We start from the raw sequence: 24903 nt of genomic DNA, 5'->3' as shown, positions 1-24903 counted from the left end.
CTTGAGTCAAACGGAACTGATACTCCTTCTTCCCTTCAATATGTAAGGATGAGTATCAGCATAATAAATGATTTTTTTCTATCATAAAGTTTATCTTTGGCAAAAAAAATATGGTAAGAAACCACATGGTACTGAAACAGGAAACATCATAATCATGACGGGATGCAGGTGAGGAGTACCAGGCGAAAAACTTCAAATACAATCAATTATAAAACAAAAACTAAAATTACCAATAGAAAATGAAAGGAGGAACCTATTATTTATGAACCGACCGGAATGTTTACATGTCCCCACCTTCTACGAGGGAGAACAAGTACAAATCAGCTGGGGAGCGGTGGAAACAGATAAAAATTATATTGTAGAACGGGTATTTAATGAATCTTTTTTACAGGCCCTGTACGGATATACCTGGGATAATATTGACAGTATCATTGAACCATGGAGCAGGTATGATCAGGCAGCCCTAGACTGGCATCAAATCGAAACCAGAACAGGCAAAGGGCAGCACTGGGAACGCCTGGATTATGAGCAGTTAAGCTGGTCGCAGCTTGAGAATCATTCATATACCTGGCAGCAGTTAGAAAGCCGGGAAATCAGTTTTGAAATATTTAACGGCCCCGGCGTTAAACGGCCAGGTGTTGAAAAGGGATGTACCTGGCTGGAACTGGGTGAGCTTAATATAGCCTGGAGCGGCCTAGATCAATACGGATATTCATGGGAGGAAGGGGAGAAGGTGATGCTGCCTGGCCTCTCATGGGAAAGTATTGACTCCAGATGGCTGACGTTTAACGAATGGGAAGGAAAAGAATTGCCCTTCCATGAACTGGATACACAGAAACATAAAGAAGAACACCGGGGAATGACAGATTCCATCCCAATTGGAGCGTCCAGCGCAATGTACTGGATCAAAGCATATGGTTCTAACGGTGATGAGTCTGATTATTTAGCAACAGCACAATTGCCGGTTATTCCTATATTTTATCGCAGCAGCATCATGGAATACCCAGTAAAGACTGGTAAACGTTACGCAGTCGTGTTGAAAGCCCATGAGGTAAGCGGTTTGAACAAGATCCGCATGAACCTTCGGTATAATCCATACTTACTGGAATTAACCAGCCTCGCAGCCGGCAGCCTAAAAAGCATAACAGAACCAGGAAATTATCCGGAAGAAAATTTAAGAATATATTCCAGTATTCCGGGAAAGCTATGGTTTCAATCAACTAGACAGTTAAGTCAGAATGAATGCTTTAGCGGTTCCATTGCAGTTGTCGAATTTATCGCAAAGGGTTCTGGAAGCGCAATAGTATCACTATTTTAAGATAAGAAGGGATTAGATGGACAAAAAAAAATTATAGAGGACTATATAGACAAAAATGAATGGGATGCGCCTGATACAAATACGGATGAGGATGTATCAGGCGAAGAAGAAAGGGAAGAAAAAAAGCCCGAAAAAAACAGTTGAGCCGAGCGGTGCTGTCTTCAGAGGAGGACGGTATTTCCAATATCAAACAGTATCCGGAATCCCCGTTTACCTACTTTGAAACAAATCACGTAAATGTTCAGTTAAACACCGGAAATGTCCAATATGAGACAACCGATTTTGTTCTGCCCGGCAGGAATGGCTTTGATGTAACCATTGCCAGACGTTATGACTCAGGCTGCGCAAATTTAGTGGATATGGCTCCATATGTCATGAATTCAAGGTTAATTACAGGTTCAATAGATAACAGTTATTATACTACGACTTATGGGTTGGGACACGGTTGGTCATTTGTTCTGCCGTCAATTGAGACTGTGCAGAATCTTAGGTGGGCTTGGCGGCCAAATTTAATAGGAACTCGCAGTTATGACTACATTTTACATCTTGAAGACGGAAGAAATTTAGAAATAAACCGGATCTCAAACACATTTGAGGATTATAGGTTAATAGATGTAGAAATTCTTACTAGATCGGGTACGATTTGGCACCCCTATGCAACAGGTATTGCAAAACGTTATCATATTATAATTAAATACAAGAATGGAAATATGGACTATTTTAATTCAGATAGGGACGATGGTGACCGGGATATACCGAATCCTAATAATTTTACACTGGTCGCCCGTCAGGATAAGTTTGGAAATACTGTTTTCTACGATCTGAGAAGATCCGGTGGTATGGAGATTGTAGACACCTGGGGGCGCACAATCAAACTGGAGAGAACGAATTACGGACTTGTATGGAGATTACCGGAAAGCACGCCTGGAAAAGTATGTGAACTTTCCTACCATATCGATAAGCGTGGCACTCATAAACTAACCGAGGTAACAGACCCCACAGGCTGTAAGACCCAGTATAGCTACGAAGAATACAGGTGTAATATGAAGTGTGCTTCCGATGGAAGAGTTGGAAACAACACCAGAACTCAAGCGCGCAAGTATCTGCTGCTAAGGAGCGTCACATACCCAAATCATGCCTCCACACAGTTTACCTATGACAGAGAAATTAGCATTGAAAATGATGCCGGTGGATATATAACCCATTTTGCATTGACGATGAAAAAGGATATTGTTGACGGAGCCGAATACAATCAGGGAGTATATAACTACACGCTTGATTCTGAACTCCAAAATGGCAAGTATATCGAATATGCAAAAGTAATAAATCACCAGGACATTGTGGAAACCCATCGGTTCGATAGCGAAGGACAGCTTAAAAAAAAGGAGGTTAAGCATCATGATAACCTTATTTCAATGAGCGATTATACATATAACAATAAACTACTGGTAAAAGCAGTTGACCAGGTATTTGACAGGAACAATAAATCCAAGTTTCTGAAAAAGGAAACCTCCTGGAAATATTCCTCAGATCAAAAAGCAAATGTCATCCAGCTCATTGAAAAATATCCTGATGACCCTTCCTGTAACCAGGAAATCAATACTAGTTATGGAGACTACAGCATCATTCTTGAAACAGAAAGAAAAAAAAGGCTCTGACCAGATCAGAGAAACAAATGAGCTGCATACGGAATTGGGAAAACGGGTCATAAAATATCATCGGATCTATGAAAATGGAGTCTTAAAAGAAAAGACAGGATATGATTATAAGGATGGGGCAAATCCCTACTGTGTGACCAACGAAAGAAGGTATTTCTTGGCAGACGGCGGTAACCTGGAGCAGTCAGGTGAGTATGCAGAAACCATCTATCAATACAGTTCTCCTTCCGGTACTAACAGCAGATACACACATAACTTTATATCAAAAGAACAAACCGACATGAGAGATGCAGACGGCAAGCCCTGCGATCCAATCAAGGAAGAATTTCAATATGACAATTGGGGACGGCTTATCTCCAAAAAGGATTCCAGGAATCAGGTCAGTACCTACCGCTATGACGAGCTGGGACGGATTGTAGCAGAGACGCTCCCTCCGATAGACGGCAAGCAGGCAGTAAATGAAACCTATTATAATGACAGCTTAAACTATATCACGGAAACAGATGCGAACCACCAGAAAAAACGAATTCAATACACACCGTTTGGACAGATTCAACAGGTTTGTCTTGCTGTATCCAATGAACCGACTTCCGGCGATGTCGTGCTTCAGGATTTCCGGTATAATTCATGGGGCGAGCTTACAGAAGCAGTCACATATGATGGGATCGGCACAGCAGCGGATAATATAAGAAAAACTGAACGTTATTCCTACGATTCATTTGGCCGGGTGCTATCCTACACGATTCCACAAGTGGGCTATGAGGAGAAGCATGAATACAATGAGGTATTTACCGATCCGGCAGATGGCATGAAATACTTTCGCGAGGTAAAAAAAGGTCATAGGAGACGCTCCGCTCCGGATATAGTGACAGAATGTTATAAAGACCAAAAAGACCAGGTTAGGAAGGAACTTTTAGATGGAGAAAGGGTGTTTACCTACAAATATGACAATGCAGGAAACAATATCAGTAAAATTGATGACAGAAACACAGAACACTTTGAGTACGATTATGCAGGCCGTGTAGTAAAATCTATACGGACAGACTCCGGTCAGGAGAGAATCACCAGCATTCAATATGATGCGTTAGGCAATAAACGGTTCCAATGGGATGAAGCTGGAAAGAGAACCGAATTCCAATACGATAAAGCAGGACGTCTGGTTCAAACCTTAGCGCCGTTTGACCACCGCAGCCAGAAAGTAAAATATTACTATGATGGAGCCGGTAATATCATATGGGAAAAGAAGGCACAAAAAGATGGCTGGCAGGAGACTCAGTATGTGTATGATGCCAGGAATCGTTTGACTGATACCTACCAGTACCTAAGCCCGGGCAATTGGATTAAGACCATCTGCCGGTATGATGCGATGAATCAGGTCATTCTAAGGAGAACCGGGGATACCCCATCCGGCGAAGGGCGGGAGGTAACAAAATACACCTATGACCGCTTTGGAAATGTCACGGCAATGACGGATGCCCGTGGCTGTACGGAATACTATGAGTATGACAAAGCCGGAAGGCTGCAGAAAAAAAACGGACAGAAACAAAGACCAGACCATTTATCAGCATGATGCCCTGGAACATCTAATAAAGGAAACCGTACAAAAGAGAACTCCTGATGGAATGGCAGTCAGTGAGCGGGAGTACGCCTATGGTAAGAACGGCAAGCGGATTCGGGAAGTCAGCCGGGAAACCGTGGGAGGAAAACAAAACGTCCTGCTGGAGACGAAGTACCGTTACAATTATAAAGGCCAGCTAACCCGCCAGGAAGATCCGGGAAATGTAATCAAAGATTATACTTATGACATATATGGAAACCGTCAGTCCTTTCAACTAATTTTTGAAGGAAAAGCAAGTCCGGATGTCAGTCTGTATTATGTATATGATGACTTATATCGTCTAAAGCAGATAAGGAAAAGTAACGCTGCCGGGGTGATACTGGCAGAGTACGAATATGATGAAAAAGGCAACCGAAAAACCCTCCGCAATCCGCAATCCGGTATGGAAACCAATTATAAGTATAATGATGGCAACCGTGTAATATCTTTAGAAAATAAACGACAGGGAACCGTGATTTCTGCATGGGAATACGTCTATGATGTGAATGGGAACATTCTAAGCAAGATTAACAAAGCCGGTTCTGCGCCAGTCACCATATCATATCAATATGACCAACTAGGCCGTCTGACAGAAGAAGATTATTCCGGCTGGAAGCGGACGCTTTATACCTATGACGCTTATTCCAACCGTATGAAAATGATGGTGGAAGGACGAACAAAGGATGAGTGGGTCAGTGTTACCAGCTATGAATATGGTTTGAACAACCGGCTGGAAAAGGAGACAAAAAAGCAGGGGAAAACAACGGAAACGTATCGATACCGTTATGATGATAATGGGAATGAAACCTTCCGAATTTGGGAAAAAACAGCGCCAACACCAGACTATCCGGGAAATGTCAAGTTATCGGGGAACTTTCAAAAGGAGACTCCTACCGTTTATGAGTGGAGACATTATGATGGATTCAACCAACTGATTCGTATCAATCAGGATGAGAAAGAGATTACATATCAGTACCGGGGAGATGGCCTACGCCACAGCGCCCAGGTGAGGAAACTGACCGAAAGCCAGGGGAAAACGAATATATATTACTGGGATGGAAGCGATATTGTAGCGGAACAGACTGATGGAGAAAAGATTAAAACCTATTTAAGAGGAATCAATTTGATTGCCAGAGAAATAGATAGTGTGGTATACTACTATATATTTAATGAACATGGGGATGTAACCCAGCTGTGGAGTCAAAGCGGAACGTGTAAAGCCTCGTATGAGTATGATGCTTTTGGAGTTGAGAGAAACCCAGACAAGGAGGACAAGAACCCGTTCAGGTATTGTGGGGAGTATATAGACTTAGAGACGAATACCTACTATTTACGAAGCAGAATTTATAATCCAACAACAGGCCGCTTCTTGACGGAAGATACTCATTGGAATCCGAACAATATGATTTATGGGGATAATCCCCTGAAAATCAATGAGCGTAAAGTAGACCCCAATGACCCGCTGGGCTTGAACACATATACCTATGTGCCGGATATCACTGCTATAATGCAGAGTAGTAATAGGTATGTGTATGGCATGAACAATCCTATAATGTATATAGACCAAAATGGGAACTTTGTTATCACTGCTACAGTTCTTTTGATTGCTGGTGGTGCCGCTCTTGTAGGAACAATCGGTGGAGTTGTAGGCAATCATATTGCCAACCAAAAAGGAGCTACTGGCTGGGCTAAGGCAGGGTACATTGCGGGAGGTGTACTTATTGGTGGTACAGTTGGTGCCGTCGCGGGTGCAGCTGCCCTTCCGGCAGCTACAGCTGCTGGTTTTGGAGGCGTATCAATTACAGCTGCTGGCGTTTCAACGATAGCCGCTGCTGGAACCAGTTTTGGCACTATGGGAACGCTTATAGCACAAAACCCCAATATTTCTGTTAATTGGTCTACCTATGCTCAGCATGGATTAAGAAGAATGGCTGAACGCGGGATTACTCAGCAAATGGTAGATGCTTGGGTGGCTACTGGTAAAATTCTACAACAAGGAGCAGATAAATTTGCATATATTACAAGGGAAGGAATGGCTGTAGTAGATAAAGCTGGTAAATTGATAACAACTTATTCGAGCGCACAATATGATGCGGCTATGCAAGAAATTGTGAAGAAGCTTTTTGGAGGTTAAGATATGTCACTTTCATACACTGATATAAAAAGCATTATTGATGAGTGGGATCCCATTGAATTGCTTATTACTCATGCACCACCAGATGAGTATGATTATGAATCTAAGGAAATATTTGATGCAATTCAAAAGAATCATAAAATATGCGTTGATGATTTAACCAATATTATTTTTCGGGTTTTTGCCAATGAGTTTGGGAGTGATACTTTCACTAAAGATGTAGAAGAGTGTCAAGAAATAGCTGAGAAAATACTTTCTTCTGTAGTGTAGCAAGCAATTTCACAACAGCCGCCTTGGGTCACTCCCAAGGTGGCTGTTTTTTGCCTTGATTTTCATAAACAAAAAGAATACAATAATATTAATCAGCTTGCAGGAGGTGATTCCCATAAAAAAATACTGCTCGACCTTAACCGAGTCCCCACCCCTCGCTGGAATACTTGCAGGGGGAATATCATCGGAAGTCTATTATAACGGTATAAAACAAAAATGTCCACCCCGCTCAAGGAAAGGATGGACATTTTAAGATGGAGTGATTATGGTGGTGGGCTTGCGACAAGAGCCAGAAGCTCGTTGTTATTTATTTTTCGGATTCATGGCTATTACTATGCTTGTGAGGCTTTTTTAAGCTGCTCTTCTATCATGGCTTTTTTTACTAAGATTACGGTAAAGTCTCTCTGCTGCAATTGTTGATGCCCGATTATCTTGATTTGATATAGCTTCATAAATATTTGTAAAAAGTTTATATGATATATTCATTGTATATTGCAAACGATATGTTTCATAAGAATCCAGTACTTGTTGTGCAAATGGATTTTCGTTTTTAATTGCCTGTGTAAGAATAGCTTTACCAAGGTAAACATTCTGTTTTACTCCCATACCCCACAAATAAATCATGCCAAGCTGTAGCTGTGCGAAAGAATTGTTTTTATTTGCAGATTTCATCAAATAAGATACTGCCAGGTCCATATTATAAATGGGAATATCTTCATTGGAGTACATTCTCCCCAATTGATACATTGCAGAATCTTTCTCTTGTGCGGCTGAGTCATTCAGGTAAGAAATGGCAAGGGGATAATCCGGTTCCCCATAGTCAGGAGAGCTGAAGATCCTGCCCAGTTGGTATTGAGCGAATTGGTTTGCTAATTCAGCAGAACTTTTAAAATAATCAATTGCTTTACCGATAGCATAAAATTCAAGATCGGAATTTTTGTAGAGTACAGCCAGCCGGTACATAGCAAAGTCGTTGCCCTGTGCGGCCGAGGCCTCTAGGTAAGAAATAGCTAGAGAGTAATCAGTTTTCCCTAAGTCAGGAGAGTAATAGATCTTGCCCAGCTGGTATTGTGCAAATTGGTTCCCGTCATTGGCTGATTTTTCTAAATACTTTTTATCTTTATATAAACTAGTATCATCTGTTATGATGGAGTTATCATATACTTGGGATTTATAAAAGTGATCAATTTGATCATCTTCAACATGATGGCTATTGTATTGGTCAAGGAGAGCAGTGACAAAGGCTGTAAAGCCTGAATGAATCGCAATTTGTTTTTTTAATATCCTTGAGAATAACATTACTTAAATCTTTGCGTATATTAGCAATTGCATTATCTATCCATGCAGCATGTTTTTGTTTTGCTTCTGAAGGAGAGCAAGTCATACTAATTTTATTAATACTGCTTAGATACTTTTCATATGCCTCATTAACAGATGTATTTTTTTATATAATATCCACTATTTTATTAATCTGCTCTTTAACATGGGGGGCATGAGCTTATAATTCAGACGGCCTTTCTGTGGAATCATTGAAATAAGGGTCAATGCTCCTCTGTAGTGTTCTCAAGCTGTCTTATAGGAATTTTTTTGAGATAGAGTAGTATTATGTCTGATGCCAGAAGTCATGGTACTGATTTTATTTATTTCCTCAGAGGACCAAAACATATAATGAACGTGGGGATGTTCAATTTCTGCGTGATAAGCGGCTGCCCACTCCAGTTTATCTATGCCTATACCAAATTCTTTCGCTACATCTGGTATTACGGATCGGATATAGGTTTCCCACTTGGATTTATCATAATATCCCAATTCTTCTGCATCTCTTGAATCAAGAGATACGATTCCACGATAAATATTACGTTTTTGCTTTGATATTTCATATATGTCTTTACTAAATTTATTAATATCATCTAATGGTATATTTCCAAATAATCCATGGCTATGTGGGCGTTTTGCGATATACCGGGCATAATCTTCTGATGAGGCCATTTCTTTCTCAAATTTATCTGTATTTTCGCATTTTAATGGTGTAAGATCCGTTCCTTCTCTGGTCCCTATATATAAAATGATTTTTGTTATATATAGCAGCATTTTTTTGTTTGGGTTGTTACATCTTATTTTTGAGACTAAAACATTATGTGGCAAATTAGTACCTCCTTATGTTAATAAATCAGCCACATGATCGTTTCAGATTATGTGACTGATTTTCAAATTTATTATTCGTCCTCCTTTATTTTTCCCTTCATGTATGCTATCGATTTTTTCCTGGCTAATTCGTAGGATATTTCTACTTCCTGTTGCCTAGACGTCGGCGCAAACCATAATATGGCTTCTGCGGCTATATAAGCGGCTGTTCCCGATTGACATACAAGTCTTTGCGTTTAATGTTGCTAGACGGTCAATAGAAGGGCGTAAAACATCTTGTAATTGGGTACGGACTATATCGGTGATCAGACCAATGCTCTGAGCGTTATGATCCCCATTTAATCCCTGCAAAGACCAGTTTCTTACGACTTCGGCCATGGACTTTTTTTTGTTTGGCAGCAAGAAGTTTAATATGCTCATAAGATTCCGGATCAAAAGATACGTTGATTCTAGGATTTTCGCCTGTAGTTTTCGAAGCTTTTTTTACTCATCGCTTTACTCCTAATTAGGTTCTGATGCAACAGGCATAGGAACTGCCGGTTGCTGTCTATGCAATTCCTGGTACTGTAATTCCCGGACAAGTTCATGTATAATGGGCTGTTCCTCTTTGGAAAGAGAGTTCAAATTGCAGAACTTATTATGTATATCTTTTAAAAGATATGAGTTAGAAAACGGAATTGTAAGGGAACGGAATAAATCAGCTCGAAAAAGCAAACCTAAAGGGACTGGCCGGGTGCATCTATTAAGGGGCGATTCGCTTACCAGGCACGTAAATACAATGATTACATAGAAAGAAATATTTTATCGCGAATTGATTATCAGAAATTGTTTGATTCCTACCATACGGAAGATATGGAATATGCAAAGGGGATATTCAATCTATTGCACCAGGCAATGATAAAAACATATGGCAGTGATACTATTTCAGACGGAAATTCCTCTGAATCAATATTGATACCTGGTGCAGCTGCTGGAAATGGGGAAATATGTTTGGTATTATTAGTGCTTGATCTGGCCGGAACAATCAGGAGAGTTGATTTTCTTACAAAATATGGTTGCTGTACAGATTATGAGGACATGCTACCTGAAGAGAAAGAAAGATACAAGGAGGTAGCCCTGAGGTACACTCCTTATATGTGCGGATATGCGGTTGAACTTCTGGATGATAATTTTAATATGAATACGCTGCCAGATAAAGCTAAAGAATTGCTGACAAATTTTATAATTGCGAAGTAAGGCTGTTGTGCGATTGGAATATAAATCTAAGTTAATGTTAAGAAATGAATTATTCTTCTTGGCACTAACACTTAGAAAGGGTTTATTTATCTAGAAACTCTCTATAAATTTCGGCCGGTATTGCTGTTAGTGGTACTATAACAATAAAATTATACACTTTTGTTATGTAATATAGACATATATTTATTAAATCATTTGTTCCGCCTTCAGGCATTTTTCCGTAATTACTTATTGCATTATTGAAACTTTTAACAGTTAATTCATTAGGGTTCTGATAAGCGGTATATAAAGATATAATACAAATAAATGCTAAAACTAGCAAGAAACTTGTGTATATAAATCTATTGGCTTTTTTTTTCATTTTCTTTAGAGCAAGTTCTAACATAATCATGTAAAACAAAATTAGTATAAAGGCTATCACAGTAAAACGATTTGAACCTTTTATTATTATAAGTACACAAAAGTATAAAATAAAAAAATGTTATAAGAATGATAAAAAAAATAGCAATGATTGTTGATGGTATAGTGTCACTTTTTGTAAAAAAAGTAGATCATAAATATGGCTGCTATAAAAAAAGGCGACGATAATAATTATTGAATTTATAAAATTAGGTAATTCACCCATGTTCATTGAATATATTCCTGTATTCAAATATTGTAATGCGAGTAGGTATATTAAATTTTTTTTAGCTTACGTAAACTAAAATTGTATTTATACTTTCCTATTTCAAAAAAGTATGACTAAACTTATAAAAAAAATAAAAGAGAGAAAAAAACAATTATATTAAGCATTACATTAACCCCTTATTATACATTGTCTGTTATAATTATATATGGTAATAATTGGAAAGTAAATAGTAATAGTGTGATCAAAAAGTACACAAATGTGGAGAAAAACAGCCTGATCGATGATCTTATAGAAAAAGAGGAGCTTTTAAAGATTGTTCATATGATTCAGTATTTAAAGGAACCCCATCAAACAATAATTATTCAAAGGCTTTTTTTTAGAATTAGATTACTCTGAGATTGGAGAACAGTTTGGAAAAACGGAAAATTGGGTTCGTATAAATTTTTACAGAGCCAAAAATAAACTGCATGATATGATTAGTGAAATGGAGGATGTTGGTAATGAAATGTGAAGTTATTAAGGATTTACTGCCACTATATGCACAAGACTTGTGCAGCGAAGAAAGTAAGATAATTGTTAATGAACATATAAGTACATGCAGCGATTGCGGAAGACATCTGGATAGTATTACAAAGAAAATAGAGCCCCTTATTCCTTATGAAGCGGAAATCAAAAAAAAGAATGTCTGAAAAAGATCTGCTGTCTAAAAGTAAACAGAGCATACAAAATAATATATTGAAAAAGATACTAACGGCATTTAATATTATTTCAATCGCAATAACAATTCTTGCTATAATTATAAGTGTTATTTTTATGTTTAAAGAATATTCAATAAAGTATCCAATGCTTCACTATACACCTGGCATTAGCTTTTTCTACCTTATTTGTTTTATTATAGGATTATCACCTGTCCTTATTGCATTATTACAGTTATTTAGTATCATTAAAAATGATAATACACAACATTATATCCGGAAATTCATTTTTAATATCCTACTGCAAATCGCAGCATTGCTTTTGAGCTTAATTATAACTATTACAATATTTTTAATTGTTCCCCCATTGGAGTCACAAACAAATAAGATAAAAAAATATTTAGATGTGGATAGGGATATAATAAAGTATGAAGCTGTTTATAACAGTTTCTTCCCGGCAGAAATTCCGAAAGCTGCAGAAAATTTAGAATATCATTATAAGAAATACAGTAATCTAATTAATACCAATGTTCAAATACAATTTTCTATGGTACTGCCTGAAATGGAGTACTTAACTGAAAAAGACAGGGTGTTAGAAAATAATGCAGCCCCGATTACAGGAGAAGAAAATGCCTTTGATATTACACTGCATGGAGTAAGGTATCCAGGTAAAATTAAATTAGAATTTAGATTTGATGATGTAAGTAAAAAAATTAATTTATAATTTATATTTAGATGATAATTAAGTAATCTATGGTCTTTATATCTTGACAAGGAAGAGGATGCCCCAAAGGCATTCTCTTTTTTTGTGGAAATTCCATGATGTATGAAAAAGATGCCTCTTTCAGAGCAAATATTTTCGCACGCCTCCTAAGCGTTTTCCAGGAACTTCATATTAAAAATACTTGTTTAATTTGGCCGAATAGGAATGACCATTAAATTCGACGACATTCCTGTTCTTTACTCCTGTCTGCATGTTGACATACAGGAGCTTTTTTGTTGATCGATAGACCTGGATAATGCATTATCTGGTTAAACATTCGTAAATTTTTTGAAAAAAACAAGAATAATTTAACAATAATATAAGAAGAAATATAGATTATAAGTGAAAAATATAGATTTAAATTTAATAAGTTTGTATATAATGACGAAGTTTTGTCAGCGATAAGTCTATTTTTCACACTGGAAGAAATTAGTTGTTTTTTTCATATACAATTAAATCGTTATCAAAAATATTTAATCCTGTCGAGGTTTACATTTACTTCCTTTTTTTTCTTTTTTTCCTTTTAGGAGGAAGAAAAATATGGAGATAAACTAAGTACACTAATACAAGAATTTAAAGGCGGTGACAAAGAAAAATTTCTATTAATTTTAGACAAGATGGAACCTATAATTAAAAAGTACGTTCGTCTTTTATATAAAGATGAAAAAGAGGATACATATGCAGAGTTGGTACTTTGCCTTCTTGAGTCCGTAAACAAGATGGAATATTACGAGGACGAGGGTCAATGTGTGCGTTTTTTTGAGTCAAGCCATAAAAAACAGGTTTTATGAATTGTATAAAAAAAAGTAGAAAAAAATTTTGATAATAAGGTTGAAGTAGAGGAAGAATATTTTGACAGTCTATATTGCAAACAATCGGAATATGAAGATATTGTGATTAAAGAGGATTTAAGTAAATTACTATTAAAGGTAAACGGTAAACAATATCAAATATTTTATTCCATGATATTTAATGAAGAAACTGATGCTGAGATAGCTAAGAAGTTCGGGATATCCAGGCAATATGTAAATCGTGTAAGAAAAAAGTTAATTAAGTTACTTAAAGATGAGTATTTTTAGGTAAGTAAACAGAATAGAAGCAGCTTGTACCGTACCATTTTGAAAAGTATAATATAATATAGAAATGGAGACGATATCAGAATGAAAATAAATTTCATACAGGACGCTAAAAAAATATATGTAATTTTGAAAGGAGGTGGCCGCGTGGACAATCATAAAGACATACCCAATAGATTAATCAAAGAAAAATCCCCTTACCTGATGCAGCATGCCTATAATCCGGTGAACTGGTATCCATGGGGAGAAGAAGCATTTGAGAAAGCAAGGCAAGAAGACAAGCCTGTTTTCCTATCTATTGGGTATTCGTAACTTGTCTGCAATAGTTGACTTGTCATTGGTGTCATGTCATGGCTCATGAGTCCTTTGAGGACCAGGAAGCAGCAGAAATTCTTAACAGGTATTATGTGGCGATAAAGGTGGACAGGGAAGAGCGGCCGGATATTGATTCCGTATATATGTCGGTCTGCCAGGCTCTCACCGGTTCCGGTGGATGGCCTCTTACGATCATTATGACGCCGGAACAAAAACCATTTTATGCAGGGACTTACCTGCCCAAACATTCGAGATGGGGATCCGCCGGTCTTCTGGATGTTTTGACCTCCATACGGAAGCTTTGGGAAAATGAGAAACATAAGCTTCTGGAAGCGGGAGATGAGATAACCGGATATTTAAACAAAGAAGGGACATCTGTTAATAATGAGGGCAGGGAACCTGCAAAGGAAATGTTTCTGTCAGCTGCGGATCAGCTAAAACGGTCCTTTGATAAGAGATGGGGAGGTTTTGGAAGGGCGCCTAAATTTCCCATGCCCCATAATCTGATTTTCCTTTTAAGACATCACTTTTTTTGAAAAAGATAAAGACGCTCTTCTGGCTGCGGAAAAGACCCTTAGGCAGATGTACCGGGGGGGTATTTATGACCACATTGGAGGCGGCTTTTCCCGTTATTCCACCGATGAAAAATGGCGGGTACCCCATTTTGAAAAAAATGCTGTACGACAATGCCCTTTTGCTGTATGCCTATACGGAAGCCTTTGCCATAACGGAAGACAGTCTTTATGCCAGAGTATCCAGGGGAATCCTTCGATACGTCCGGGAGGTGCTGACTGATGAGCAGGGTGGATTTTACTGCGGTCAGGACGCTGACAGCGAAGGAGTGGAAGGAAAGTTTTATACGTTTCGGAAGGAAGAGATCGAACAGGTCCTTAAGGACGATGCAGATGAATTCTGTAAATGGTTTGGAGTTTCGGAAAAAGGCAATTTTGAGGGAAAGAATATTCCAAATCTCATTGATAATGAAAATTACGGCACTGGCAGCGAAAAGTTGAAAAATCTGTGTAAAAAGCTTTCTGATTACCGGATAACAAGGACCACCCTTCATACGGATGATAAGATATTAACTTCCTGGAACGGACTTATGATCGGAGCACTTGCAAAATCATATGAGGTTTTGGGAGATGACTGGTGTCTTGATGCGGCAAAAAAATGCGCAGGCGTTTATAGGGAAGTATCTGACCTCTGATAAGGGCAGGCTCTTTATCCGCTACAGGGAGGGCCAGGCGGTTCACGACGGGCAGCTTGATGATTATGCGTTTTATGCATTTGGCCTGTTGGAGCTTTATGAAGCTTCCTTTGATATCAGGTATCTAAACATTGCCTCTGAAATCTCAGAAAAGATGCTTGAACTGTTTTTCGATGAAGCTCAGGGAGGCTTTTATATGTATGCCCACGACAGGGATAAGCTGATCAGCCGCCCAAAGGAGCTTTATGATGGCGCGCTTCCTTCCGGGAATTCCGTGGCAGCATATGTACTAAGCAGGCTCTATCACCTGACCGGGAAAATCAAATGGCAGAGCGTTCTTGAAAAGCAGGTTTCTTATCTGACGCAGGAAGTGGAGAAAAGCCCTGCAAACTACTGCTTTTCTTTGCTGGCATTCCAAAGCCTTCTTTATCCGTCTACGGAAATTGTATGTGTTTCCGGTGAGGATTCTATATTAAAAGAAATACAGGGGCTGCAAAGAAGCCGGACGCCTGATGTAAGTATAATTTTAAAAACTTCTCTGAACCAGGAAGCCCTGACAGAGGCTGCTCCGTTTACAGCGGATTATCCCATTCCGCCTGAGGGAAGCAACTATTATGTATGCCGCAACGGGGCTTGTTTAAAGCCTGTAAAAGGCATGGATGAATTAAAAAAAAGTAATGCAATCCCTGTAAATTGGAGCTGCAAAAGAAATTTGTAATGGCAGATTATTTAATAAAATAGTGCTTTTGGCAGAAGATGAGCTTTGAAAATGGATTATAAAACCAATCAAAGCTCATTTTTGCACACTTTTCCAGTGAGACTATTTATGGCAGCCCCTTTGATCTTCCCCCTATTTTACATACATAAAAACCACAGGCCCCCATATAAATAAGTAAGCAATTTACAATATGGGAGGTAGTTTATATGTGCACGGCATTTACCTTGAGATCCCGGCAAGGGGAAACCTTTTTTTGGAAGGAATATGGATTTTTCTTATGATATTGAGCCTCATCTTTACATTGTTCCAAAGAATTATGAATGGGATAATGCATTAAGCAGGGAAAAAATCCGTGATATCTACTGCTTTATCGGTATTGGACAGGAACTGGAGGGGGACCTGGGATTTTTTGACGGGGTCAATGAAATGGGGTTTGCGGCAGCCGTTCTTTATTTTGCAGGCTATGCCCAATATAATAGCGGGCAGGATTCGGGGGCACGAGAACAAATCGCCTCCAAAGATTTCCTTCATTATATATTGGGAAGATGCACGGGTATAGATGATTTACGGGAATTATTAAAAACCATCTCAATCGTTGGCCTTGAAGATCCGGTGACACAGACCGTGGCTCCCTTGCACTGGATAGCGGTAGACCGCAGCGGGGAATGCGTTGTCATAGAGCAGACAGAAAGAGGCATGGAAGTAATAACTAATCCGATTGGTGTCATGTCTAACAGCCCTGATTTCCGGTGGCATATGACGAACTTAAGAAATTACATGGAGGCCTCTCCCTATCAGTCCGAGGAGGCTGTCTGGGGGAATGTCCGGCTGACTCCATTTGGACAGGCAGGAGGTACCCAGGCTCTGCCGGTGGGTATACATCTCCAGAGCGTTTTGTAAGGACCGCTTATTTAAAATCATTTATTCCAACACCTCAAAGCCGTATGGAAGCGGTTATTTCATGCTTTCATGTTATGGAGAGCGTTTCCATACCAAAAGGAGCAGTCGTAACAAGCAAGAATTCTTATGATTACACCAAATATACGGCCTTTATCAATACGGCCACCTGTGAATATTTTTTTAAAACCTATGATAATATACAGGTAGAATCGGCGAGCCTTTTTGAGAATTGCTGCCAATTTCCGGAGCTTGTGAATCTGGGGGGATTATAGAAGCAAGCCGGAATGACAAACGGTCAATTAATAAAAGGCATGGCCAAAGAAAAAGGCGTACTGCATGGCTGATTCTGAGAACCAGTCATGCAATACGCCATGCAAAAGTTATTTCAAAAAGGGAGGAGAGCTGATAATAAATTACCAGCTCGAGTATTATGAAAAAAATCTTATAAGCAATTTGTATTTCATGTTTTAAGTATATCCATGAAACATGAAGAAATCATGTTATTTGTGTAAAAGGTTTTTGAATGAAATTTAAACAAAATATGAACGATCGACAAATACGTTTTGATATTTTTGCAGAAAATCAGGTAATGCTTGTTGCAAAAAGGGGTTGACAAATCAGAACTACGGAAATATACTGTTTTTGGATGATTTTTTTCCGTTTCGGTAGGTGAGGCTACCACAGGGATACGGGTTGCTGCCGCAGAGTAGTGGAGACACTATGAGAAGGTTAAACAGTCCATGTCGAATCCAAGGCATGGAATAACGTAACTTCATCGCCCTGTGAAGCTAAAACTTGAACGATGGCGAGAAAACGCTTTCGAGCAATCAGGCGTTATATGTATGAGGATATATCCTCTGTTATCGTTGTCGTTATGAAACGTTAACAGAGGATTTTTTTTGTAAGGAGGTGAGGTCATGGATAGCGGCAGTAGTTATAAACAATATATAAATGATGGCAAAATTAGGAAGAGCGCCTTTTTTGAGGGCGCATGGCAGCTGCGTGTTCGTGGCCGTCTTAAAATTGATACACCTGCTGGCATTTAGGCCGGCCGGATATCTCCTTATGCCATCGTTTAGTTTTCCGAACGGTGGTTTTTTTCATGCCCTTTTTAGGGCGTTAAGATACTCGGCAACACCCTGTCAGGGTTTTATATAGATATTTCAAAGATAAGCGAGGTGAACGGAATGGAAACCGGAAGTCAAGGCAGCCCTGATCCTGACGGGCAGCAACATATATGGTTATGGAATGAAAACGTGGTTTCTGTTCCGTTACCATAAAAAGTGATGTGGCTCATCAGTTATGGGCTGTGCTTTCAACCATCTTTTTAAAATCAAGAAATGGAGGTACAGACCAATGAAGAACAAAAACAATCGCATAGAAACAAAAAAAATGCTTGCAGAAATGGTACGCCGCAACGAGGTGAACGACAGGCTCACCTTTGCCGCCGCTTCTAAAACTGATATTCTGCTCGACAAGCTGGGGACGGCTCAAGAGGGGTTAAATGATGCCCTTGTAGAGGCTTCCCGGGAGAAATATGGTGACAACAAGGTTACCCATGGTAAAAAAAATTCCCTGTTTCATCGTATCTGCACAGCATTTATCAATCCATTTACCGCTATCCTGATCGGGCTGGCGGCGGTATCGGCTTTCACCGATATTATTTTAGCGGAGCCGGGAGATGCCGACCCCATGACCGTCATGATTATTATGACAATGGTAATGATATCAGGTATTTTACGGCTGGTTCAGGAAACAAGAAGCGGAAACTCGGCGGAGAGCCTGCTGAAAATGATTAAGACTACCATCTGCGTCCAGAGGCAGGAGGCCGGAAAAGAGGAAATTCCTCTTGAAGATGCAGTGGTGGGTGACATTGTGCATCTTGCGGCAGGCGATATGATTCCTGCTGATATGCGTATACTGCATGCCAAAGACTTATTCGTCAGCCAGTCGGCCCTGACCGGTGAAAGTGAGGCGGTGGAGAAATTTCCTGACTCCCCCAGAGACGGTTACGATACTGTGACCGAATGCCCGAACCTTGCCTTTATGGGTACTAACGTTATCAGCGGCAGCGCAATTGGTGTAGTAGTGGCAACGGGTGATGACACAATTTTTGGCAGCATGGCGAAAAATGTCAGCGAAGAGTCTGTTCAAACCAGTTTTGAAAAAGGTGTAAATTCGGTATCATGGCTGCTTATCCGCTTTATGCTGGTGATGGTACCGGTGGTGTTGTTTATCAATGGCTTTACCAAAGGCGACTGGATGGAAGCCGTCCTGTTTGCTCTTTCCATTGCGGTGGGGCTTACACCTGAAATGCTGCCGATGATTGTCACCACCTGCCTTGCCAAAGGTGCGGTGGCTATGTCTAAGGAAAAGACGATTATCAAGAACTTAAACTCCATACAGAACATCGGTTCCATAGACATTTTATGCACAGACAAAACGGGTACGCTGACGCAGGATAAGGTAGTACTTGAGTACCATCTAAACATCCACGGCCAGGAAGATGCGCGGGTGCTGCGCCACGCGTTCCTTAACAGCTATTATCAGACGGGGCTTAAAAACCTTATGGACATAGCTATCATTGAGCGGACACAGCAAGAACAGGATGTTGTGGAGGAACTGCGCGGCCTTACGGACAGATTTACAAAGGTGGATGAGATTCCCTTTGACTTTGAACGCCGCCGCATGAGCGTAGTGGTGAAAAACGGCAAAACGCAGATGATAACAAAGGGTGCGGTAGAGGAAATGCTGTCGATTTGCAGCTTTGCTGAATATGAAGGAAAGGTTCTGCCGCTGACCGATGATATCCGGGCATATATTCTCAAAAAGGTGGATGAACTCAATGAGGACGGGATGCGTGTCATCGCCGTGGCACAAAAGACCAATCCATCTCCCGTAGGTGCGTTCTCTGTAGCCGATGAATCGGAAATGGTATTGATGGGTTATCTGGCGTTTCTTGACCCGCCGAAGGAATCTACGGCTGCAGCGGTAAAAGCCTTAAACGCCCATGGGGTAGATGTGAAAATCCTTACCGGAGATAACGACAAGGTGACACGATGCGTGTGCCGCCAGGTGGGCATCCCAGTTGACCGCATTTTGCTGGGCTCTGATTTGGATCATATGACTGACGAAATGTTGGGGAAAGCTGCTGAAAAAGTAAGTGTTTTTGCTAAGCTGTCTCCACAGCAAAAGGCGCGCGTCATCACTGCTTTACGGAATAACGGCCATGGTGTGGGCTATATGGGCGACGGCATAAACGACGCAGCGGCTATGAAGCTTCCGATGTGGGTATTTCAGTGGATACCGCCGTGGACATTGCCAAGGAATCTGCCGATGTTATCCTGCTGGAAAAAGATTTAATGGTGCTGGAAAAGGGGATTATCGAAGGCCGCATAACCTATGCCAACATGATCAAGTACATCAAGATGACGGCAAGCTCCAATTTCGGAAATATGTTCTCAGTTCTGGCGGCAAGCGCCTTTCTGCCCTTTATGCCGATGATGCCGATTCATCTGATACTGCTTAACCTGATTTATGATTTAAGCTGCACAGCCATTCCGTGGGACAATGTGGATAAAGAATTTCTTGCCGTGCCGAGAAAGTGGGATGCATCCTCTATAGGCAAGTTCATGGTATGGATAGGCCCTACAAGTTCAGTATTTGATGTCACAACATACCTGCTGATGTACTTCATCATATGCCCAGCCATGAGCGGCGGGCAGTTGTTCCACCAGCTTACTGACCCGGCGATGCAGGCGTACTATATTGCTGTTTTCCAGGCAGGCTGGTTCGTGGAATCCATGTGGAGTCAAACGCTTGTCATACACATGATCCGTACGCCGAAAATACCGTTTATCCAGAGCCGCGCGTCGCTGCCGGTGACACTGCTCACCTTTACAGGAATTGCTGTTCTGACCATCATTCCCTTTACCGGTCTTGGTGTGTCAATTGGTCTGGCTGCGCTGCCGCCCGTATACTTTGCCTGGCTGGCGCTGACCATATTACTATATATGGTTCTGGTGACTATTTTTAAAAAAACTTTTTGTCAGAAGATATGGGGAACTGCTTTAGGATTTTTAGCACTGAAATAGGGCTATACAAAAACATGAGGATTTGATAAAATATATCCATATGCGGAATTTGATGCAAGAGATACCTTACAGGTATACATTTTATGTCCCAAAACAAGGGCAGGAAAGCAGAAATACCTTGCAGGCATACCTTTATGCCCAAAGAACAAGGGCAGGAAAGCAGAAAGGGAGAAAAACATGAAAAATCCGGTTATAACGATTACAATGGAAAACGGCGATGTGATGAAAGCAGAGCTTTATCCGGAAATTGCGCCAAACACAGTAAATAATTTTATCAGTCTGGTAAAGAAAGGTTTTTATAACGGACTGGTCTTCCACAGGGTTATCAATGGGTTTATGATTCAGGGTGGATGCCCGGAAGGTAGCGGAACGGGAGGCCCTGGCTATTCCATTAAGGGAGAATTCAGCCAGAACGGCGTTTCCAATGCTTTCAAGCATTCAGCGGGAGTGCTTTCCATGGCAAGAGCTATGCATCCCGATTCTGCAGGTTCCCAGTTCTTCATCATGCACAAGGATGCGCCACATTTGGATGGCTCCTATGCTGCATTTGGTAAGATCACTGAGGCATGGATATTGTAAACAAAATCGCCGAGGTGAAAACAGATTACAATGACCGCCCCATGAAAGAGCAGAAGATCCAGTCCATGGCAGTGGAAACCTTTGGGGAAGAATATCCGGAACCAGAGACCTGCTAAAGCAATGAACTGGGAACGGGAAATCACAGTAGAAGGAAAGATTTTCCAGGTGACCATATCCGACGATCATGAGGCCCTGCGTTCTGCTTTTGCGGAAGGCAGGGCCGTTGTTGGTTTATGGGATCGGAAACGGACGGACCAGAACCTTGCGCCTGCCGCCTATGTGGTGGAGGATCTTGAGGACATTGACGATGTGTTTCTAGAACGGGTCGTCCGGAGAAGAGAGGGACTTCCATGGAATATTGCCCAAACACCGCGCCTGACAATCCGGGAATTGGTCCCCCAGGATTTTGCTGATATACCGGATGAGCCTGAGGCCGGGAAGTCGGGAGCCCTGTTTTTAAAGGAAGAAACCCTGAATGATTACATCAGACATCAATACGTTTTTTATGAGTACGGTATCTGGGCCGTAGTTGACCATGTTACCGGGCGGCTTGTGGGTAAGGCAGGAATATCCAACCTGGAGCTTACCGGGCAGGAAGAGTTTTTAAGAGAAATAAAAATAATGATACCCCGGTGGAACTGGGATATCACATTTTTTCCTCATACAGGCAGCAGGGATATGGGAAGGAAGCCTGTATGGCCATCCTTTCCTATGCTGCTCTGGCTGTTTCCGAAAGAATCTATGCAAGGATCGATGAACGGAACCTTGCGTCAATAAAGCTGGCAGAGGATCTGGGGTTCCGGCTTATTGCCCGAACACATAGCGGATCAGTTCCACGGCTGTGTCTGTATGAGTGGAATTGCTCATGACCGAAAGAACCGGATCATCTATAATAAGACCGGTTTTTTTGGAGAAATCGGTGCTGCTGATGAGAATTCCGCAGGCCGTTTTTTTCACCAGTCTCCTGATTGGTTACAAAATAGAGGTTCTCCTTTACCTTGTTGTAAACGTCGGCAGGAAGGAGTTCCTTTAAATCAATAAATCCGCCCATTTCGCCGAAGTGGTCTATGGTATCCGGCTTTCCGATCATAACATCCAGACTCTTGCTGGATATCATGGCGGTGATTTTGGCCAGCTGGGCATAGGTAAACTCATTCATGGAGGATTCGTCAAAGGTGGGGGACATGGAGTAGTCCACATCGATCTTTACATCTTCCTTAAGGTCAATGTACTGGCGGAAGCTGGTTAAAGTAATCATCTGCGGAATTGGCTTCACCTGTAGGGCTGCTGTTTAAAATGACGCAGGAAAGAGCGGTTTCAAACCGGTTGTTATACACGGCTGATCCGATGGAAGAGATAAAGACTACGGCAACTACGGCAATGATAATGGGGATCTTGTAATATTCCCAGATGTACCAGAGCCTGTCTTTTACGCTCATATTTTTTTAGCTTGTCCCGTTCCTCCCGCAGGGAGTCCTTCAGGGTTTTGTCCTCGTATGGGGTCATGATTTACGCCTCTTTCTTTATTATTGCAGGTACTTTTCTAATTATATCATGAACCTGCGGTTCATGACCGGCATTCACCGTTCGCGCTGATGAGCAGGCTTATCTTTGCTCTCTTGCGCTCATTATATCATGAACCTGCGGTTCATGATCAACATTCACCGTTCACGCCGATGAGCGAGCTCATCTTCGCTCTCTTGCGCTCATTATATCACACAACGACAGATTTTTATTAAAATAAAAATAAAATTTTGGTGAAAAAAAGAAAGAAATGTTTGCTTTTTAAGGGCAAATCCGCTATAATATCCTTTAATGCCACTATGAAAAGGGGAAGAACATATGTTTTCTGGCTTTTTTTAATTATGATAATCCGGTATGGCGGTTTATCGGTAAATTTGGAGATTTGATTATTTTAAATATTCTGTGGCTGGTATGCAGCATTCCTATTTTTACCATAGGAGCTTCTACTACAGCCGTATATTATGTAACCCTGAAACTTGCAAGAGATGACGATGGATATACCATCCGCTCTTTTTTTAAGTCTTTTAAAGAGAATTTTAAACAGTCCACAGCAATATGGCTTATCCTTTTAGCAGTGGGAATGATCCTTGGGATAGATATGTACTTCTTTACCAGATTGTATACAGGATCCGGGTCCTTACGGACGGTAATGGTTACCGTATTCCTGGCAATGGCTCTTATTTATGCGGCTGTTTTTACGTATATTTTCCCGCTTCAGGCCAGATTTTTCAACACAGTAAAACGCACCTTTTTCAATGCCTTTTTTATGTCCCTGCGCCATTTATTCCGCACCATCGGGCTGATTGCCATTGATGGGGTACTGCTGGCAGCAGGATTCGTATTTATGATACCGCCGGTGCTGATGATATTCATGCTGTTCGGTTTTCCGCTGCTGGCATTTATCAATTCCTATATCCTGACTCCTGTATTTAATCAGTACATTCCCAAGGAGGAGGAAAAGAGGGAGGAGCTAAGGCCGTTGTTTACAGACGAGGAAGAGTCTGTGAGCAGCATTTTGATGGCCAAGGGTGACGAGCATCAGGAAGAGATGCCTGAGAATGAGGAAACAGAAGTAAAAGAAACGCAAGACGGGCAGGAATAATTTCTGCCAACAGCCGGCCGGGATCGCCCATGCATCCCCTTCCGGCTGTTTTTTTGCGTATGAGGAAATTTCTTTGGAATTCCTGATATATAAAAACCATTCCGTTTAGGATACTTTTATGCGGAGTTCATACTATGGACACCATATAGACACAAAAAAAAGATATACTTAATAACTGTGACAAGGAAATGCCTGGGAGGTGGAATATGACTGAAGAAGAGTATCTCTGTTTTATTCAGCCCTATAAGGATGCACTTAAAAACATCCGTGTGAGAGTGGATGTGCTGAATAATGATTACAGGAGAAAGAACCAGAATTACCCCATCCATCATATCCAGCACAGAATCAAGCAAAAGGAAAGCATTGAGAACAAGCTGGAAAAGAACGGATATGAGACCAGCGTGGATTCGGCCAGAAACTATCTGACGGATGTTGCAGGAATCCGGGTCATCTGCTATTTTGTGGAGAATATCTATGACATTGTCTGCCTGTTAAAGAAGCAGTCGGACATTGTGATTATTAAAGAAAGTGATTATATTGCCAATCCAAAGCCCAATGGATATAGAAGCTTTCACATTGTTTTTGGAGTTCCTGTCTATCACACCGATGGCATGGAATATTATCCGGTAGAAATACAGCTGCGGACCATGTCCATGGACTTATGGGCCAGTATGGAGCACCGGATCTGCTATAAGGGAGAGAAGAAGGAACTGGCAGCTGCGGAATTTAAGAAGTATGCCATAGCCTTAAGGCAGATGGAGAAAGAGATGGAGGAATTTCTCTGAGATAAAAATGAGAGACCTATAAGACGAAGAGCAGCACTGCCACAGAACTTTACATAGCCGTTTGTTCAAAAAGGAGCAAGCGGCTATTAATATTGTTTATGAAAATTTAACAATGAAGGAAGCATATTAGGGAATAAACCTCTTGTACTTTTTCCTGTT

23 protein-coding genes, 2 pseudogenes and 1 riboswitch are annotated in these 24903 nt (G+C 40.8%); of the genes and pseudogenes, 21 read left to right on the top strand and 4 right to left on the bottom strand.

Annotation, left to right across the window (positions count from 1 at the left end):
• Positions 1-262: 262 nt before the first annotated feature.
• The 5 genes from JCM10519_RS23490 to JCM10519_RS23470 all read left to right on the top strand — a co-directional run bounded on the left by JCM10519_RS23490 (position 263) and on the right by JCM10519_RS23470 (position 6977).
• Positions 263-1318, top strand: a complete 1056-nt coding sequence (locus JCM10519_RS23490) for a hypothetical protein (protein WP_054742281.1) — start codon at positions 263-265, stop codon at positions 1316-1318.
• 152 nt (positions 1319-1470) lie between these two features.
• Positions 1471-2976, top strand: a complete 1506-nt coding sequence (locus tag JCM10519_RS23485) for a hypothetical protein (protein WP_054742280.1) — start codon at positions 1471-1473, stop codon at positions 2974-2976.
• Positions 2948-4546, top strand: coding sequence for a hypothetical protein (locus tag JCM10519_RS23480; RefSeq protein ID WP_054742279.1), 1599 nt, complete (start codon positions 2948-2950; stop codon positions 4544-4546). Before JCM10519_RS23485 ends, JCM10519_RS23480 begins: the two co-directional genes overlap by 29 nt.
• A gap of 124 nt (positions 4547-4670) precedes the next feature.
• On the top strand, positions 4671-6707 hold the full coding sequence (locus tag JCM10519_RS23475) for an RHS repeat-associated core domain-containing protein (protein WP_347845276.1): 2037 nt from the start codon (positions 4671-4673) through the stop codon (positions 6705-6707).
• Positions 6708-6710: 3 nt separating this feature from the next.
• Positions 6711-6977, top strand: a complete 267-nt coding sequence (locus JCM10519_RS23470; RefSeq protein WP_054742276.1) for a DUF1871 family protein — start codon at positions 6711-6713, stop codon at positions 6975-6977.
• Positions 6978-7328: 351 nt separating this feature from the next.
• On the opposite strand, the gene JCM10519_RS23465 is transcribed toward JCM10519_RS23470, so the two are convergent.
• Positions 7329-8276: an SEL1-like repeat protein gene (locus tag JCM10519_RS23465; RefSeq protein WP_054742274.1), complete on the bottom strand. Its 948-nt coding sequence runs from the start codon at positions 8274-8276 to the stop codon at positions 7329-7331.
• A gap of 264 nt (positions 8277-8540) precedes the next feature.
• On the bottom strand, positions 8541-9122 hold the full coding sequence (gene mobL / locus JCM10519_RS23460; protein ID WP_054742272.1) for a relaxase MobL: 582 nt from the start codon (positions 9120-9122) through the stop codon (positions 8541-8543).
• A gap of 852 nt (positions 9123-9974) precedes the next feature.
• On the opposite strand from mobL, the gene JCM10519_RS23455 reads away from it, so the two are divergent.
• The 14 genes and pseudogenes from JCM10519_RS23455 to JCM10519_RS33380 all read left to right on the top strand — a co-directional run bounded on the left by JCM10519_RS23455 (position 9975) and on the right by JCM10519_RS33380 (position 22202).
• On the top strand, positions 9975-10358 hold the full coding sequence (locus JCM10519_RS23455) for a hypothetical protein (RefSeq protein ID WP_347845275.1): 384 nt from the start codon (positions 9975-9977) through the stop codon (positions 10356-10358).
• A 1128-nt stretch (positions 10359-11486) separates the two neighbouring features.
• Positions 11487-11675 (top strand): zf-HC2 domain-containing protein, encoded by a 189-nt coding sequence (locus tag JCM10519_RS23445; protein WP_054742266.1) that lies wholly within the window; start codon positions 11487-11489, stop codon positions 11673-11675.
• Positions 11668-12405 carry a hypothetical protein gene (locus JCM10519_RS23440; protein ID WP_054742264.1) on the top strand — a complete coding sequence of 246 codons (738 nt, stop codon included), beginning with the start codon at positions 11668-11670 and terminating at the stop codon, positions 12403-12405. The genes JCM10519_RS23445 and JCM10519_RS23440 overlap by 8 nt, the downstream gene beginning before the upstream one ends.
• A 932-nt stretch (positions 12406-13337) precedes the next feature.
• Complete coding sequence (locus JCM10519_RS23435) at positions 13338-13523, top strand: hypothetical protein (RefSeq protein WP_054742262.1); 186 nt, start codon at positions 13338-13340, stop codon at positions 13521-13523.
• Between the two features lie 144 nt (positions 13524-13667).
• Positions 13668-13832: a DUF255 domain-containing protein gene (locus JCM10519_RS23430; protein ID WP_347845274.1), complete on the top strand. Its 165-nt coding sequence runs from the start codon at positions 13668-13670 to the stop codon at positions 13830-13832.
• Positions 13833-13870: 38 nt separating this feature from the next.
• The gene (locus JCM10519_RS33405) at positions 13871-14371 is read left to right on the top strand and encodes a DUF255 domain-containing protein (RefSeq protein ID WP_347845273.1); all 501 of its coding nucleotides are present in this window, start codon (positions 13871-13873) and stop codon (positions 14369-14371) included.
• 65 nt (positions 14372-14436) lie between these two features.
• A complete protein-coding gene (locus JCM10519_RS33400; RefSeq protein ID WP_347845272.1) occupies positions 14437-15042 on the top strand; it encodes a hypothetical protein in 606 nt (201 codons plus the stop codon).
• On the top strand, positions 14993-15760 hold the full coding sequence (locus JCM10519_RS33395; protein ID WP_347845271.1) for a hypothetical protein: 768 nt from the start codon (positions 14993-14995) through the stop codon (positions 15758-15760). The genes JCM10519_RS33400 and JCM10519_RS33395 overlap by 50 nt, the downstream gene beginning before the upstream one ends.
• 264 nt (positions 15761-16024) lie before the next feature.
• A complete protein-coding gene (locus JCM10519_RS33390) occupies positions 16025-16660 on the top strand; it encodes a linear amide C-N hydrolase (RefSeq protein WP_347845270.1) in 636 nt (211 codons plus the stop codon).
• Entirely contained in the window at positions 16573-16932 is a 360-nt protein-coding gene (locus JCM10519_RS23420) for a linear amide C-N hydrolase (protein WP_347845279.1), read from the top strand. The genes JCM10519_RS33390 and JCM10519_RS23420 overlap by 88 nt, the downstream gene beginning before the upstream one ends.
• Before the next feature lie 382 nt (positions 16933-17314).
• A riboswitch (M-box (ykoK) riboswitch) is annotated at positions 17315-17474 on the top strand.
• A 103-nt stretch (positions 17475-17577) separates the two neighbouring features.
• Positions 17578-17706 (top strand): hypothetical protein, encoded by a 129-nt coding sequence (locus JCM10519_RS33385; protein ID WP_347845269.1) that lies wholly within the window; start codon positions 17578-17580, stop codon positions 17704-17706.
• A 310-nt stretch (positions 17707-18016) separates the two neighbouring features.
• Positions 18017-20734, top strand: a pseudogene (gene mgtA, locus JCM10519_RS23415) (magnesium-translocating P-type ATPase).
• Between the two features lie 197 nt (positions 20735-20931).
• A pseudogene (locus JCM10519_RS23410) lies at positions 20932-21449 on the top strand (peptidylprolyl isomerase).
• A 516-nt stretch (positions 21450-21965) separates the two neighbouring features.
• Entirely contained in the window at positions 21966-22202 is a 237-nt protein-coding gene (locus JCM10519_RS33380; protein ID WP_347845268.1) for a GNAT family N-acetyltransferase, read from the top strand.
• Positions 22203-22216: 14 nt separating this feature from the next.
• On the opposite strand, the gene JCM10519_RS23400 is transcribed toward JCM10519_RS33380, so the two are convergent.
• Positions 22217-22609, bottom strand: a complete 393-nt coding sequence (locus JCM10519_RS23400; protein ID WP_347845267.1) for a hypothetical protein — start codon at positions 22607-22609, stop codon at positions 22217-22219.
• Complete coding sequence (locus tag JCM10519_RS23395; RefSeq protein WP_054742254.1) at positions 22557-22772, bottom strand: hypothetical protein; 216 nt, start codon at positions 22770-22772, stop codon at positions 22557-22559. Before JCM10519_RS23395 ends, JCM10519_RS23400 begins: the two co-directional genes overlap by 53 nt.
• A gap of 467 nt (positions 22773-23239) precedes the next feature.
• Here JCM10519_RS23395 and JCM10519_RS23390 point away from each other — a divergent pair, with 467 nt between their 5' ends.
• Positions 23240-23959, top strand: a complete 720-nt coding sequence (locus JCM10519_RS23390) for a YesL family protein (protein WP_347845266.1) — start codon at positions 23240-23242, stop codon at positions 23957-23959.
• Positions 23960-24165: 206 nt separating this feature from the next.
• Positions 24166-24744 carry a (p)ppGpp synthetase gene (locus JCM10519_RS23385; protein ID WP_054742250.1) on the top strand — a complete coding sequence of 193 codons (579 nt, stop codon included), beginning with the start codon at positions 24166-24168 and terminating at the stop codon, positions 24742-24744.
• Positions 24745-24903: the final 159 nt, after the last annotated feature.

Source organism: Clostridium sp. NkU-1 (genome assembly GCA_001312405.1).
The sequence above is the reverse complement of the archived record's forward strand: the minus strand, read 5'-3'. Positions and strand labels throughout refer to the sequence as shown.

Excerpts from the sequence above, each read along its gene's own strand:
- JCM10519_RS33385 (WP_347845269.1), top strand. The coding sequence starts at position 17,578 with ATGGATAGCGGCAGTAGTTATAAACAATATATAAATGATGGCAAAATT.
- JCM10519_RS23395 (WP_054742254.1), bottom strand. The coding sequence starts at position 22,772 with ATGAGCGTAAAAGACAGGCTCTGGTACATCTGGGAATATTACAAGATC.
- JCM10519_RS33390 (WP_347845270.1), top strand. The coding sequence starts at position 16,025 with ATGGATTTTTCTTATGATATTGAGCCTCATCTTTACATTGTTCCAAAG.
- JCM10519_RS23455 (WP_347845275.1), top strand. The coding sequence starts at position 9,975 with ATGGAATATGCAAAGGGGATATTCAATCTATTGCACCAGGCAATGATA.
- JCM10519_RS23440 (WP_054742264.1), top strand. The coding sequence starts at position 11,668 with ATGTCTGAAAAAGATCTGCTGTCTAAAAGTAAACAGAGCATACAAAAT.
- JCM10519_RS33400 (WP_347845272.1), top strand. The coding sequence starts at position 14,437 with ATGACCACATTGGAGGCGGCTTTTCCCGTTATTCCACCGATGAAAAAT.
- JCM10519_RS33405 (WP_347845273.1), top strand. The coding sequence starts at position 13,871 with ATGGCTCATGAGTCCTTTGAGGACCAGGAAGCAGCAGAAATTCTTAAC.
- JCM10519_RS23385 (WP_054742250.1), top strand. The coding sequence starts at position 24,166 with ATGACTGAAGAAGAGTATCTCTGTTTTATTCAGCCCTATAAGGATGCA.
- JCM10519_RS23490 (WP_054742281.1), top strand. The coding sequence starts at position 263 with ATGAACCGACCGGAATGTTTACATGTCCCCACCTTCTACGAGGGAGAA.
- JCM10519_RS23465 (WP_054742274.1), bottom strand. The coding sequence starts at position 8,276 with ATGTTATTCTCAAGGATATTAAAAAAACAAATTGCGATTCATTCAGGC.
- JCM10519_RS23445 (WP_054742266.1), top strand. The coding sequence starts at position 11,487 with ATGAAATGTGAAGTTATTAAGGATTTACTGCCACTATATGCACAAGAC.
- JCM10519_RS23470 (WP_054742276.1), top strand. The coding sequence starts at position 6,711 with ATGTCACTTTCATACACTGATATAAAAAGCATTATTGATGAGTGGGAT.
- JCM10519_RS33395 (WP_347845271.1), top strand. The coding sequence starts at position 14,993 with ATGCGGCAAAAAAATGCGCAGGCGTTTATAGGGAAGTATCTGACCTCT.